Here is a 14,974-nt window from a genome sequence, read left to right as displayed (position 1 = left end):
GCCTTTATAATAGTATTATTATTAGAATTAGGGAGAGTATGTCCATGCCAAATAATGAAGAGAACAAAGGTATGTTTCGTAATTTTTTAGGTGGCTTTAAGCGTCTTATAAAAGGAGAAGAGGAGGAATCATCCAATTCTGCGGTTCATAACAATGAAGGAAGTAACCCACAAGTCAATGTGAACCCAGAAGATAGAGAAAATTTCCTCATTGAGAAAGCTTTGGAATCGATCCAATACTACGACCGCTTGGATGTTATGAATATCGGTGGAGAAGAAGTAGACGAATCTCCAGCTGTAGAAAGTGAAGCTAGTCTGGAGCAGGAAAAAATGGCAGCGAAAAGCCAGGCAGCTAGCACGACAGAATCTGCTGAGACAAGCATTTCTTCAGATTCTATGAAAAAGAGGGGCTTGAAGAGCACTGCTGATTCAATATCTCTATCATTAAGTATAGAAAGTAAAAAGGCGTCTCGTAGTTTAGAAGTAACCGAATCACAGACACAAAGTTTGGAAGTTGGGCAATCTGACAGCAAGGAAACGGATACTTCTGCTAGCTTGTCAATTGCGCAAAGTCATGCCTTCGAGCAATCAATCCTTGAAGAAAATAGAGCGTCGCTGAGCTTATCAATTTTCGAATCTGTATCTCAAAGCATGGCCGCTGAAGAGTCTCTCAGTGCGGACAACGAAGCATCGCTTAGCTTATCTGTGGCTGAGTCTGTTTCTCAAAGTATCGCCATCCAAGAATCAATCAGTGCGGAATTCGAAGCGTCTACTAGTCTATCTGTAGCCGAATCTGTTTCTCAAAGCATTGCTATCCAAGAATCAATCAGCGCGGAAATCGAAGCGTCTACTAGTCTATCTGTAGCCGAATCTGTTTCTCAAAGCATCGCTATCCAAGAATCAATCAGTGCAGAAATCGAAGCATCACTGAGCCTATCCGTAGCTGAGTCTATTTCTCAGAGCGTTGCCATCCAAGAATCTATTAGTGCAGAAATCGAAGCATCTCTTAGCCTGTCGGTAGCCGAATCTGTTTCTCAAAGCATCGCGATTCAAGAATCAATCAGTGCAGAAATCGAAGCATCTAACAGCTTGTCGATTGCTGAATCGGTGTCACAAAGCATTGCTATCCAAGAATCTATTAGTGCAGAATTGGAAGCATCTACAAGCTTATCTGTAGCAGAGTCCGTTTCTCAAAGCATTGCCATTCAAGAATCGATCAGCGCTGAAATTGAAGCGTCTACTAGCTTGTCTATCGCAGAATCTGTATCTCAAAGCATCGCTATCCAAGAATCAATCAGTGCAGAAGTCGAAGCGTCTAACAGCTTGTCCGTGGCGGAATCGGTGTCTCAAAGCATTGCTATCCAAGAATCAATCAACGCAGAAATCGAAGCGTCTAACAGCTTGTCTATTGCTGAGTCTGTTTCGAAAAGCGTTGCCATCCAAGAATCAATCAGTGCGGAATTCGAAGCATCTACAAGCCTATCTATCGCTGAATCTGTTTCTCAAAGCATTGCTATCCAAGAATCAATCAGCGCGGAAATCGAAGCATCTACAAGCTTATCTGTAGCAGAGTCCGTTTCTCAAAGCATTGCGATTCAAGAATCGATCAGCGCGGAATTCGAAGCGTCACTGAGCCTATCCGTAGCTGAATCTGTGTCGCAAAGCATTGCTATCCAAGAATCGATCAGCGCAGAATTGGAAGCTTCTACCAGCTTGTCCGTAGCTGAGTCTATTTCTCAAAGTATCACGATTCAGGAATCCATTAGCGCAGAAATCGAAACATCTACCAGCCTATCCGTTGCCGAATCTGTGTCTCAAAGCATTGCAGTCCAAGAATCGATCAGTGCGGAAATCGAAGCATCTACAAGCTTATCTGTAGCAGAGTCCGTTTCTCAAAACATTGCTATCCAAGAATCAATCAGTGCAGAGAACGAAGTATCTACAAGCTTGTCTGTAGAGGAATCCCAAGTCTTAGATAAAGCTATTGAACAGTCTATTATCACGGAAAACGAAGTGTCTACGAGCTTATCTATCGTAGAGTCTGAAGCACTAAGTCAAGCGATCGAATTATCAATTAGCGCGGAAAATGAAGCGTCTATCAGCCTATCTGTAGCGGAATCCGAAGCCTTAAGTCGGGCAATTGAACTATCTATTAGCGCGGAGAACGAGGCATCACTAAGCCTATCTGTTACTGAAAATGAAATCCAAAGCATCGCTATTGAACAGTCGATCAGCCTAGAAAATGAAGTATCTACTAACCTGTCTATGGCAGAATCTCAAGCGAAAAGCGTAGCCATCGAGCAGTCTATCAGCTTGGAACAAGAACAGTCACGCAGCCTGTCTATCGCGGAATCACAATCACAACATGCGGCGGTAGAACAATCTCGCAATCTGGAACAGGAATATTCATACAGTTTGGCAGCTGCGGAATCTAGAGCCAAAAGAGATACTATTGAGCAGTCTACCAGCTTGGAGCAAGAACAATCATTTAGTTTATCTACTGCAGAATCTAAAGTCCTCAGCAGAGCTGTTGAACAATCAATCAGCGTCGAACAGGATCATTCATTCAGCATTTACCTTGCCCAATCTGAAGCCCAAAGTAAGATCATTGAGCAGTCTATCAGCCTAGAGCAAGAACAGTCACGCAGCCTGTCTATTGCTGAATCGCAATCACAAAGTATCGCTATTGAGCAATCAATGAGCGTGGAAAGAGAGCGTTCAATCAGTCTATCTATCGCTGAATCGCAATCACAAAGAATGATTATTGAACAATCAATCAGTGCAGAGAGAGCCCATTCGATCAGTCTGTCTGCTGCCGTATATCAATCGCAAAGCATGGCTTCTGAGTTCACTACTGTCACACAGAATCTATCAACCTTGGCCATGATTACTAAGAGACATAAAAAATAAGCTCAGAACAAACAGCGAATGAATACTGAAAGGAACTAATATGATTAGAAATATTCTATCAAGTAATGGTAAAAGTCTAGGAATCACCGACATTCTACCCCAGTATGGTGAAGACTATCGTCTCTCTGTCATGGACGGAACAGTTGACTATCGAACAATCCCCCTAGGAGCCTACGATCTGTTAAAACAAGGCTCCAGTAAACAGGATTATCTAGCAGACATTGAAAAAATTAAAACAATGGGCTTCAATACCTACCAGCTGTCCTTTTCATGGACTCGCCTCTTCCCAACTGGAGAAGAGCGGAGACCCGATGCTAAGGTCCTTGCTTTCTATGAGTCAATTATCGATGCACTGCTAGAGAATGACATCGAACCAATTGTAAGCCTATCTCATTTTGATTTTCCGCTTCATTTGTATGAAAAATACGGCGCATGGAAAAGTCGTCAAATGATTGCCCTGTACGAAAAATATTGCGAAGCCGTTTTGACCCACTTTAAAGAAAAAGTCACTTACTGGATTACCTTTAAAGAAATGAGCGCTCTGTCTTATTTGCCATTCTTAGGCGCTGGGCTACACTTTGATAGCACGGAAAACCAGGAACAACAAATTTGGCTGGCTGCTCACCATCAGCTAATCGCATCCGCAAACGTGGTTAAGCTCGGTCAAACCATCAATCCAACCTTCCAATTCGGTAGTCTGATTACCATCAATAGTGACTCTCACCAAGAAAATCACTCAGCTACTGATGCCTTGGGCCATGAGCTGAACAGACGTAAAAACTACATTTTTACAGATGTGCAGACCAAAGGACACTATCCAAATCACTTCCTTCGCTACATTGAGCGAAATCAGCTGGATCTAGGCATTACGGAAGAGGATGTCTTCGCCTTAAGAGAAGGCATCGTAGACTTTGTTGCTTTCTCACATTATGCAGCGGAAAATATCCAGGATTTGTTTACCAACAAATATGTCCGCAAAAATGTAGAAACTTGCCTTGCGCAACCTGTCCTTCTTCGGATTGCCATGTCTGAGCTATATGAGCGTTACCACAAGCCTCTCTTGGTCATTGAGACTTGTTCTGAGGTCTCTGACCACCCGCAATTAGCTAAAAACATTCAAGACAACGTTCAAGAAATTATTAAATCCGTTGAGATTGACGGGATTGAGCTTCTTGGCTACACGCCATTTAGCTGGAGCGATGTAAACATCTAGGATCCAGTCCCAAGTTCAAAACATAGAAAAAATCTCCCTACGAAAGTGGACAGCCACTTGTGGGGAGATTTTTGATGTTTTAGAAGAGCAATCAAAGTCTTACTCTTTTCCTTTGCTATCTCTAAAAATCCGATAGCTGGTCTCAGCGACAGGCAGGCCGATGATGGTATGCGTATCACCTGTAATTGAGCGAATAAAGCGAGGATCCAGCTCCTGAAAGCCGTAAGCACCTGCCTTATCCAGCGGACGCTTTTTATGCAGATAGGCCTCAATGACAGGCTCTAATTCTGGGTAATAATCCACAAAGTCCACCTGAGCCACGGTGTAAAAAACTTCTAGAAAGTCCTGCATACGTAGACAGACCGAGGTCACTACATGGTGGCTCTTGCCAAAGTATGAGCGAAACATCTGGCTGGCTTCAGCTAAATCCTGTGGTTTATTGTAAATCTGATCATCCACTACGACGATGGTATCAGCCGAAATATAAAGAGTCTCAGCTCCCAAGTCCAAATCAGACTTGGCTTTGGAAATCTCACAACAAATCTTGGCTGCCTTGGTCAGAAAATCCTGATCATCGATGGTTGCCATACAATGCTCTTCAATAGCTCGCTCGTCCACTTCTACAGCCTGAATCTCTGGATTCAAAAAACTCAGCAATTCCTTGCGTCTGGGCGATGTAGACAGCAGGACAAAGCGGCGAATCTCTCCTTTTTCACCTTCCCTTTGGTAGTCAAAAACCGTCTTCATGATTGTCCCCCTGTGTTCTTTAATTGAAAGAGTTCTTCCACCCGCAAATCAAAAACCTGAGCGATTTTTAAAGCCATCTCTAGCGAGGGATTGTAGCGATTATTTTCCAAATGCAAGATCGTTTCGCGCCGCATTCCAATGCGGTCAGCTAACTCCTGCTGGGTCATGCCTCTGGATTCGCGGACAGATTTGAGATTGGTGATAATATTGCTTTCCTTGGCCATTTTTAACCCCTCTTTTCAAATAAAAAGAAGACAAATCCAAAGAGCAACACCAAGACACCAATCATGATGAAAAATATTCCAGCATTGACTGTGATAGATCCTACATTAGCACTGATCCCTGCAAGCACCAGCAAAGTTGCTATACAGATGGCAAACATCAAAGTCGCTGCTTTTGCCAGATTGGCATAAAAGCGCTCGTCTGCTCTTTCCTTGACCTTTTTCAAGGCAAAAAATAAAAGAAAGAGAAACTGGATAGCGAGGAGGCCTCCCAAAGCAATGTACTTTATAAAAGGCGGATTGGTACTTGGAGTCCATAACCATATTCCGACAGTATAGATAGAGGTTGCCGTAAGCGTCAGTAGATTATAAAATTTCATGGTTAGATCATAGACCTGCTTTTCTTGAACTTCTTTCATCCTCTTAGGCCATGGTTTCATGTGAAACCAAGACCAGATACTCACGAGCTGACCTATACTTACCAAACCGACAATTATCCACTTGGATGACCAGCTGAGATTGCTAGGAGCAAGGAAAACAGTGAAATCAATAAAGAGAGCGGTGGCAATCATCAAAATGAGGGCACCCATTTTTTGACTTTTTTTCATGATAGACTCCTTTCGTAGTGTTAGAAATATTTAACACCTTTATGTTATAAATATATCACACACAAGAAAAAAAGAGAAGCATTTATGTGCTATTTGAGAATTTTTTTATTTCCGCAAACAAAAACCCCAGAATTTCTCTAGGGCTCTAAACTACTCTTTACCAATACAATATTCTTGGTGCTCCTGCAAGCTTTCATCGGTCTGAATGGTCACTTTGGCAATGCCATAAGCCAAGAGCTTTTGGCGCAGGACAGCCTGCGTTTCAGCCAGCAAATTTGGATCTTCCAGACAGATATGAAGCATGGCATATTTTTCCAAACCATCCGTCGTCCAGACATTGAGCTGGGTGATGGCTCGCACGTTTTCCAGCACTGCTATTTCCCGATAAAGCTGGCTGAGATCCACATCGCTGGGCACATGGTCTAGGAAAATTTGGATATTCTCCCAAAATTTTGGCAGGGCCTGACTGAGAATAAAGCCTGCGATGACGAGAGAAAGCAGCGGATCCAGGAAATACCAATCAGTGAAGCGCAAAATAAGGGATACTAGGATAACCGCTAGCCAGCCCAAAATATCCTCAAGAAAATGCAAGCTAAGAATGGATTCATTGTGACTGTGGCCATGGCTGACTACTCTGCTAGCTGCTGTATTGACGACAATAGCGACAATTCCCAAAACCAGCATGCCATCATAATTCACCTTCTCAGGAGCAAATAATTTGGGGACATTTTCTACGATAACTAAGGTCGAACCGATCAGCAAAATCACTGAGGTCAAGAGGGCCCCCAGCAGGCTGTAGCGTTTATATCCTAGGGTATAGTTGCGGTCTTCTTTTCTAGTGGAAATCTTCTCAAAAAAAGTCGATAGGCCAATAGCCAAGGCATCTCCTGTGTCGTGAATTGCATCCGCTAAGACAGCACTGGAATGAAAGAGAAGGCCAAAGATAAATTCAATAATAGCAAAAGAAAAGTTCAAGAGAAAAGCGATTGTCATATTTTTACTGGATTTCATGTGAACCTCCTTATTTATTTTCCTAAAAGAATGCGATTTATGGTATAATCTAATCAATACCGAACACTCTGTTCAATTATATTATCTCCTATTATTAGAAAGGAAACAAGAGCCAGTTCATGCCCTTTGTCTCTTAGCAGACAAAAAGCTCTTTTTGTACGGAATTTCCATGGATAGACGAGTAAAAAAATCACGCGCAGCCATTTACCAAGCCTTTATCAGCCTGCTCAATCAGAAAAGCTACGAAAGCATCACCGTTCAGGAAATCATTGATCTGGCAGATGTAGGGCGTTCCACCTTCTATAGCCACTTTGAGACCAAAGAAACCCTGCTGGAGGAACTCTGCCAAGATCTCTTTCAGCATACCTTTATCGAGCGATCCGAAGGACGCGATTTATTTGAAGCGACGGCCCATATTTTCCATCACTTCCGGAAAAATCAGGATCGGATAGCCACCCTCCTCCTAGCTAAAAATACTTATTTCATCAACCGCCTGAAAATCGAGCTTGAGCGCTATCTCTTTCCCATGATTGAGCAGAAATTATTGCAGAAAAAAAGTCATCTGCCGGACAACTTTTTAAAAAATTATGTGACGTCAACTTTTGTGGAGACGGTCAGCTGGTGGCTGCAGCAACGAAAGCAGATCGATGAAGACACGATTTCCCATTATTTTCTGGACTTGATGGACTAAGCCGCAATTCGCCTATCATTTTCTAAAAAGATATGGTATAATCGTTCCTTGACGTACGAAAGGAGATTGACTATTTATGAAAAAAGAACACTCACCATTTTTAATTCCAGGTATAGTGATGATCGGGATAGCACTACGGGCTCCTTTTACTGTTTTGCCTATCGTTCTGACAGATATTGCTGAGGGGCTACAGGTTCCAGTTAGTTCCCTAGGCCTCTTGACTAGCCTGCCCTTGATCATGTTTGCCCTCTGCTCGGTCTTTGCTCCGCGCTTAGTACAAAAGATGAGCTTGGAAAAACTGTTTGCTCTTGTGTTACTCGTGCTAACTCTAGGCTCGCTGATTCGCGTATTTAATCTTCCCTTACTCTATACGGGGACTATTATTTTAGGAGCGGCTATTGCTGTCTTAAACGTCCTTCTTCCGAGCTTGATTCAGGCCAATCAGCCACATCGAATCGGATTTTTGACAACCCTTTATATCACATCGATGGGGCTGTCGATTACGATTTTGTCTGCTTTGGCTGTTCCCATCGTTCAAATGAGCTCTTGGCGAAGTCTCATTTGGGTGTCGACCCTGATTTGCCTTGTGATTCTCTTGGTTTGGCTGCCCAATGTCAAATATAGCCATCGCTTGGCGGCTAAACAGCAAGGAAAGCAAGAGCAAGGAGCTCTTCTAAAAAATCCAAGAGTCTGGGCCTTAATTTTATTTGGTGGCTTACAGTCACTGCTCTTTTATACCAGTATGACTTGGTTGCCAACCTTGGGGCAGCAAGCTGGCCTTTCTACTGATACGACCGGACTACTAGCAGCGGTCTTTTCTCTGATTAGTCTGCCCTTTTCGATGACAATTCCTAGCTTGACAGCGCGCTTGAAAGCTCGTCAACGTCTGATTATGATTAGTTTGGTTTCTGCGGCAGGTCTGATCGGCATTACCATGCTCTTGATTCGGACAGCTTCCTTTGCTTATTGGCTGATTCTTAATCTGCTCATTGGCATGTCTGTCAGTGCTCTCTTCCCCTATCTCATGGTGACCTTCTCCCTCAAGACCTCTACACCTGCGCAAACGGCTCAACTATCTGGACTGGCTCAAACTGGAGGATACATCCTAGCTGCCTTTGGCCCTAGTCTCTTTGGCTACAGTTTTGATTTGTTCCATTCTTGGACACCAGCCATTCTCATCCTCCTCGGTCTGACCGTCATCATGACCATGAGCCTCTTTTACATAGAAAAATTTGATAAGATTCTATAAAACTTCTGATTCTCCATCAGGAGTTTTTTGCTGCCAAGTTTCTTGTAATTTCCGAAATTCACTTGAAATCATCTTATCTGCTTGATTTTTTTGATTATAACATAGTTTCAAAAGGACTTTTCTTATTTTCGACAAAATAACTTACATTTCATTATAAAAACTTGCATATGCTTACAAAATGAATTATAATAACTTATAAAGTAGCAGAAAGGATGAGAAAGATGTATCAAGAGCAGCGGCTTTCAAAGATGCTGGAACTTTTGGAGGACAAAGGGCAGCTGGCAGCCAAGGATATGGTAGACTATTTTCAGGTTTCAAAGGACACTATTCGCCGTGATTTCTCAATTTTGAGCGAGCGAAAACTGGTCCAACGCACCCATGGCGGGATTATTCCTTTGGAGACTAGTCGGCAAATTCCTTCTTTCAACGACCGTGTCGGCCAACTAAACCAAGAAAAAAAGGCCATTGCTCACAAGGCTCTGGACTTTCTCAAACCCAATCAGGTCAATTTCTTTGATGTATCAACGGCGGTTCTCAAGCTGGCTCAGCAAGTTCAGCAACCGATGACGATTTTTTCTCATTCTTTGGATAATGCCATCATGCTAAGTGATCAGGAGAAGATTGATTTCCATCTTTTAGGTGGAAAGTTCTATCCGAGAAATCGTTTTTACTACGCCCTCAATGAAGCCGAGTTGCTCAGAGAAATTTCTTTTGATCTAGCCTTTATCGGAGCTGCAGGTCTGAAAAATGGCCAAGTCAGCTTTGAAGATCAGGAAGATGCCTATCTGAAGAAGCTAGCTCTCAAGCAGGCCAAGACAAAGATTCTGCTGGCCGAGCAGGCTAAAGTTAAGAAAGAGTCAACCTATATTTTAGGAAATATCAGCGATTTTGACTACTGGATCACCGATCAAAAACCTAGCCCTGAGCTAGAAGCTCTTCTGGCTGGGAAAGTCACCATTATTTACTAGCTCGACAAGATTTCATTTTGTAGCTTATGGAGGAAGCAACCATGACCAATCAAGATATTCGCTTAATTATCAGCGACATTGACGGCACAATTCTCGATGACCAGCACCAAGTAGATCCGCAGCTGAGGGAGCAGATTCCCTTGCTGAACAAAGAAAACATCCCCTTTGTCCTAGCCTCTGCCCGCTCTCCTCTGGGCATGGAGCCAATTGCGCGCGAGCTGGGACTGGGTGATAACCCACTAGCCTGCTACAACGGTGCTCTGGTCATCAAGGGTGACCCGCAAGATTACGAGACCATTATCGAGCATCCATTGGATAAAAAAGAAATCCGCACTTTTCTGGAACTGATCAAAACTAAGTTTCCTAGTGTTTCCATCAATCTCTACTCTGGTAAAGATTGGATTGCTGATCGTTTAGACAAGTGGGTGCAAATTGAAGCCGATATTACAGGTGAGCGACCTCTTATTCAAAATATTCTGCTGCCTGTTTTAGATGTGCTCATTCCAGCCCATAAGTTGCTGTTGATTGATGATGCAGCTGTTATCCAGCAGCTCCATGCCTACTTGCAAACGATGGATTTTCCAAATACAGCCTTCTACCTGTCCAAGGACAACTATTTAGAAGTCACACATAAACAAGTGTCAAAAGAGCAGGCCCTTCTAGAAGTGGCCAAACACTACCAGATTCCGCTGGAGCAGGTCATGACGATTGGAGACAACTTCAATGACCTTCCGATGCTGCGACTGGCTGGTCTGGGAGTTGCCATGGGCAATGCCCCTGAAGCAGTTAAACTCGAGGCAACAGCCGTCACTAAAAGCAACAATCAACACGGTGTCGCCAAAGCTATTGAAAAGTATGTTTTGATGTAACGAAAAAATCTGCCCTTGAGCAGATTTTTTAGGCTCTATAATTTCTGTAGTGGGTAAAATCACTGTAGGAATGATGGAGCCTAATTTGTTGTAGAAAAAAAGTCCCATAAGACTTATAATGAAAAGCGACCAAACCATCATTAGAAAGAATCTTATGGAACAGTTAAATTTTATCACAAACTTACTCGGAATAAAAGACCCTAGCATCACTATTTTGGATGTTCTAGATGCTGGAACGCATAAAGAAATTATCGCCAAGCTAGATTATATCGCACCTAAATGCCCTCACTGCCAAGGACAAATGGCTAAATATGACTTTCAAAAAGAATCGAAAATTCCCTATCTAGAGTGTGCGGGTTACAAGACATTGATTCGTCTAAGAAAACGTCGTTTTCGTTGTAAATTTTGCAGGAAAATGGCTGTCGCAGAAACGTCATTAGTCAAAAAGAATCACTAAAATCTCAACTCAACGATTATCAACCAGAAAATCACTCAAAAATTAATCGAGAAAGTCCCTATGACGGCTACCTCAGAGAGTCTATCTGTATCTACTTCGACAGTCATTCGTAAATTGAAAGAATTCAAGTTCAAGACTGATCTCAACTGGCTTCCAGAACACATGTCTTGGGAATGAAACAGTCTGAGGATAGACTGTTTCAGCTGGCTTCAAGAAAGGTAAGATGAGCTTCACTGCACAGGATTTTGATTTAAGAAAGATTATAGCTATCCTAAATGGGCGGACACAAGTGACGATTCGCAATCATTTCTTTCGTTATTCTAGACAAGTGAGAAGTCGAGTCAAAATCATTACCATGGACATGTTTAGCCCCTACTACGATATTGCCAGAAAACTATTTTCAAACGCTAAAATTGTCCTCGACCGCTTTCACATTGTACAGCATCTCAATCGGACCATGGACCGCCTTCGCATCCAAATCATGAATCAGTTTGATAGGAAATCACACGAATATAAAGCACTCAAACGCTACTGGAAACTCATTCAACAGGATAGTCGGAAACTAAGTCACAAACGATTTTATCGTCCAACTTTTCGGTTGTACTTGACCAATAGAGAGATTCTAGAGAAGCTACTTTCTTACTCTCCAGAACTCCGAGAACACTATGAACTCTACCAACTCTTGCTTTTTCATTTTCAAGAGAAACAGGCTGATCATTTCTTTGATCTCATTGAAGATATCATTTCTTGTGTAAATCCCATCTTTCTAACTGTTTTTAAGACCTTTTTGAAAGATAAGGACAAAATCCTGAACGCACTGGAACTTCCCTACTCAAATGTAAAACTAGAAGCTACGAATAACCTCATCAAAATCATCAAGCGCAATGCTTTGGCTTTCAGAACTTTGACAATTTTAAAACTAGAATTCTCATCGCTTTGAACATCAAAAAGGAGAGAACCAATTTGGTCCTCTCTAGGTTGTAACTTTTCAACAACCCACTACAGTTGACAAAGAGCCAAAATAATCACTGTTAATAATATTCTTCAGTTAAAGACATATAGAACATTATCACTGTGCACTATTTCATGATTTTACCACTATTCAAGCCTTTCATAAAGACCAATTCAACTAATGTAATTTTATAAAATAGAACGATTAGTTTTTATACTTTGCTTTTGTCAACCAAAAAGTAATTAGAATAGAAAATACACTTGATCCAATAATAGCAAGAATAATCCAAAACTGATTATTTTCTGGTGAGATGGCAATCGTCTTAGATTCCTTTTTAACTTCAATTGGTTGAGACAAGAAATTCATAACATTTTGATTCGTTATGCCGCCATTTCGAGCATTCTTCATCAATTCTTTAAAGTTATTTGAATAAAGCCGATTCTCTTGAATAACTGTTGCTTCATTTACAATTAATTCATTTGTTGTAGATGCTGTTTTATCAATATTCTCTTTTACAGCCTGAACTTGACTTAAAAGATGTTCAAATTGTGGTTTAATTGTTCCAAGCGCTTCATGATTTTTAGAAGTCTCTTTAGCGCTATTTTGAGTAGTAGTCACTAGAGCCTCAATTGAAGTATAAATTTGATTTGAAGCTTTCTCACTATTTTCCAACGCTACTCCATTAGCAGTTTCCTTATTAACTATGTTTGTGGACTGTTTCGTCTGAAGATCCTTCCAGCTTTGATATTCAGATTCAAGGGAGCCTTTGGCGTTAGTATACCAATCTGACAAAGCAGTTAATCTATCCTTAAAATAGTTATTGGGAAGGTATAAGTTTTCATCTTTATCTTCAGATGCCCCTAGCTTAGGCATGTCTGTCAAACTTTTTTCTTGTTTAGAAATGGTTAAATCAATCTCTTCTAATAATTTCTTACCAGATTCTTTGAAACTCTCAACTTGCGTATCAAGTAATTGACTGGCAATATCGTTGCGACTAATATTCCCATACATTGAGTAAACTGAGGTTGAATCAGGAGAAGCGATATTAACTGTCATATTTCCTAAATTACTAGGTACTCCATAGATTGCCTGCACCATAGAAGAAGCTCGTTCAATTCTCCCTAAATATTGTAAAATCGTCTTCAAATCTTTTTTGACAAGCTCATATTCTTCCTCCTTGTTACTTACATATATAGTTTTAGTAATCGGAATTTTAGTATCACCAATGTGTAAAGTAAAGGAGATGGTATTCTCACCATATTTAGGCGTAAAACTATAAGATATCCTTAACTGATGAGGAGCTGCATCACTAATTTCTTGTGCTCCCCCATCTAAAGTCAGAGATAAGTCAGAAGTATTAGTAGCAATATCTGTAATAAAGACTTGTGCCTTTGGAGTTTCATACTGTACTGTGCCACTTGTTGAAGAAGCTACGGTTTGTCCACTAACAGAGTTTGTTGTAACTGCAGTGCCACTGCTTGCCCCTGAAGCTGTCTGAGATGAGCCGCTAGGAGCTACAGAGGAACTGCTTCCAGGTGTTACTGCGGGAGAAGAGGTTTTAATTGTTGGTTGAGGAAGTTGCACCGTGATTGGAATATCACCATTTTTTTGTATCAACTGATCATTTGTTACCTTTACAAATTCGAATGCAGGTGCTTGATTTGTTGTTGCACCATTAATTCGAGCATAATCTGCTAGTAGGCTCATCTGAGCTTTATATGTATTTATTTCGGCATCTGATAATGCATTTATAGTCTTAAGCTTATCAAATAAAGGTTCGTAGCTAGCAGGATCAATATTCGTTCCAGCTAACTCATTATTAATCATATTGGTAAACTCTTTTGGTAAATTATTCTTTCTCAAACTATTATCAATCTGATTAGCTAAGACTTTTTTAGCCTGTGCTATTAAAAATTTATCATCATTCAGTTTATCCTTAGGAAGTTCCTGACCAAAATAGTTATTAGATATGGTTTTCCGCTCTTCTTTAAGCTCTGTGACTCTCTCTTCTAATTCTTTTTTTCTAGCTTCAATATTATTTTTGTAATCACCCACTGTACGATTGTAGTCTTTTACAAGATTAGCAAGCTTATCAAGTTCTGATTCCGATTTCGATTCTTCATTCAATTTCAAGTCCGTTGAATTGTCAAGTGACACAGATAGAGGGCCTAGTTTATTCAGATCTTCTAAAATTTTCTGATTAAATATACTAGCTTGTATATCATTTTCCTTCTGTTGTGCCTTTAATATTTCAAGCATTTCCGAAATGTTCTTTGCATCTACCTCCTTTTTGGCATCAAAGTGACTTTTCACTTCTGTCACTTGCTTATTTAAGTCTGTTCCAGTGGTATCTAGCAGCGATACAACCGAATCAGAAAACTGCTTTTGGGCTTCTTCAAATGAATTATTGTTCTTTTGCAAAGATGTAGTAAAATCTGCAACTCCTACAATAGATCGCATAGCATCGCTTGAATAAGGATAAATAGTCTGAGAAATTTTTGTATATGCACCTGATTGCTCGTTAACAACGTTCTCAACATTTCTTTTGGCATCATCTAGATTATTGATAACGCTAGAGAAATACATTTTAATGACATTCTGATTAATCAGATTGAGATATTCTCCAACTTTAAGCTCAACATTTTTTGCCTTGGCTGAATCTAAATTAGATTTTGTTTTGTACGTAATCTTAGCTTTGCTTGGGTTAAAACTTTCTAATTGAACAATTTTTTCAGAAAACTGTTGCTCAATATAAACAATAACATCTACCGACCCATCTTCAAATCGATTTTCAGCAATATTTCTTGACATAACAGTCCATTGATTGGTCGAATCTTTGGACAAGAGGGTCGTAAAATCGCTTCCGAAGTTATAGCTCTCTCCTTGTAGCTTTCCTCCCATATCTTCGTTAACCAAAGCAATGTTTAGTTTGCGATCATTCACTTTATCAGTTACTGAAACTTCTTGATTTTTAAAATGAATAAAGGTGATTGATGAAACTGTCAACAAGCTAATAAATAAGCTGACAGCAATTATGACTTTTTTCATATTATTCTCCTTTAAATTGTACCCTTCTAGT

Annotated in this window: 11 protein-coding genes and 1 pseudogene; 7 read left to right on the top strand and 5 right to left on the bottom strand. The window is 40.7% G+C overall.

The window, feature by feature from the left end; genetic code table 11:
• Positions 1-44 precede the first annotated feature (44 nt).
• Together SCRDD08_RS00500 and SCRDD08_RS00495 are read left to right on the top strand one after the other, a co-directional pair.
• On the top strand, positions 45-2,909 hold the full coding sequence (locus tag SCRDD08_RS00500; RefSeq protein ID WP_061421968.1) for a serine-rich family protein: 2,865 nt from the start codon (positions 45-47) through the stop codon (positions 2,907-2,909).
• A gap of 40 nt (positions 2,910-2,949) precedes the next feature.
• Positions 2,950-4,122, top strand: a complete 1,173-nt coding sequence (locus SCRDD08_RS00495) for a family 1 glycosylhydrolase (RefSeq protein WP_061421967.1) — start codon at positions 2,950-2,952, stop codon at positions 4,120-4,122.
• A 99-nt stretch (positions 4,123-4,221) separates the two neighbouring features.
• Here SCRDD08_RS00495 and SCRDD08_RS00490 read toward each other — a convergent pair whose 3' ends face one another.
• From SCRDD08_RS00490 to SCRDD08_RS00475, 4 genes are all read right to left on the bottom strand, one after another.
• Positions 4,222-4,869 (bottom strand): Maf family protein, encoded by a 648-nt coding sequence (locus SCRDD08_RS00490; protein WP_061421966.1) that lies wholly within the window; start codon positions 4,867-4,869, stop codon positions 4,222-4,224.
• Positions 4,866-5,093: a helix-turn-helix transcriptional regulator gene (locus SCRDD08_RS00485; RefSeq protein WP_061421965.1), complete on the bottom strand. Its 228-nt coding sequence runs from the start codon at positions 5,091-5,093 to the stop codon at positions 4,866-4,868. Before SCRDD08_RS00485 ends, SCRDD08_RS00490 begins: the two co-directional genes overlap by 4 nt.
• A gap of 2 nt (positions 5,094-5,095) precedes the next feature.
• A complete protein-coding gene (locus tag SCRDD08_RS00480; RefSeq protein WP_061421964.1) occupies positions 5,096-5,698 on the bottom strand; it encodes a DUF3796 domain-containing protein in 603 nt (200 codons plus the stop codon).
• Positions 5,699-5,848: 150 nt separating this feature from the next.
• Complete coding sequence (locus SCRDD08_RS00475; protein ID WP_061421963.1) at positions 5,849-6,709, bottom strand: cation diffusion facilitator family transporter; 861 nt, start codon at positions 6,707-6,709, stop codon at positions 5,849-5,851.
• Positions 6,710-6,878: 169 nt separating this feature from the next.
• Here SCRDD08_RS00475 and SCRDD08_RS00470 point away from each other — a divergent pair, with 169 nt between their 5' ends.
• The 5 genes and pseudogenes from SCRDD08_RS00470 (at position 6,879) to SCRDD08_RS00450 (ending at position 11,927) form a co-directional block, all read left to right on the top strand.
• Positions 6,879-7,400 (top strand): TetR/AcrR family transcriptional regulator, encoded by a 522-nt coding sequence (locus SCRDD08_RS00470; RefSeq protein ID WP_061421962.1) that lies wholly within the window; start codon positions 6,879-6,881, stop codon positions 7,398-7,400.
• A gap of 76 nt (positions 7,401-7,476) precedes the next feature.
• Positions 7,477-8,649 (top strand): CynX/NimT family MFS transporter, encoded by a 1,173-nt coding sequence (locus tag SCRDD08_RS00465; protein WP_061421961.1) that lies wholly within the window; start codon positions 7,477-7,479, stop codon positions 8,647-8,649.
• Between the two features lie 221 nt (positions 8,650-8,870).
• Positions 8,871-9,617 carry a DeoR/GlpR family DNA-binding transcription regulator gene (locus tag SCRDD08_RS00460; RefSeq protein WP_061421960.1) on the top strand — a complete coding sequence of 249 codons (747 nt, stop codon included), beginning with the start codon at positions 8,871-8,873 and terminating at the stop codon, positions 9,615-9,617.
• Between the two features lie 41 nt (positions 9,618-9,658).
• A complete protein-coding gene (locus SCRDD08_RS00455; RefSeq protein WP_061421959.1) occupies positions 9,659-10,486 on the top strand; it encodes a Cof-type HAD-IIB family hydrolase in 828 nt (275 codons plus the stop codon).
• Positions 10,487-10,640: 154 nt separating this feature from the next.
• Positions 10,641-11,927: pseudogene (locus tag SCRDD08_RS00450) on the top strand (ISL3 family transposase).
• A 172-nt stretch (positions 11,928-12,099) separates the two neighbouring features.
• On the opposite strand, the gene esaA reads toward SCRDD08_RS00450, so the two are convergent.
• The gene (gene esaA, locus SCRDD08_RS00445) at positions 12,100-14,943 is read right to left on the bottom strand and encodes a type VII secretion protein EsaA (RefSeq protein WP_061421958.1); all 2,844 of its coding nucleotides are present in this window, start codon (positions 14,941-14,943) and stop codon (positions 12,100-12,102) included.
• Between the last annotated feature and the right edge of the window lie 31 nt (positions 14,944-14,974).

This window comes from Streptococcus cristatus (genome assembly GCF_001578775.1).
GTDB classification, from domain to species: Bacteria; Bacillota; Bacilli; order Lactobacillales; family Streptococcaceae; genus Streptococcus; species Streptococcus cristatus_A.
This window is presented reverse-complemented; position numbering and strand designations above follow the sequence as displayed.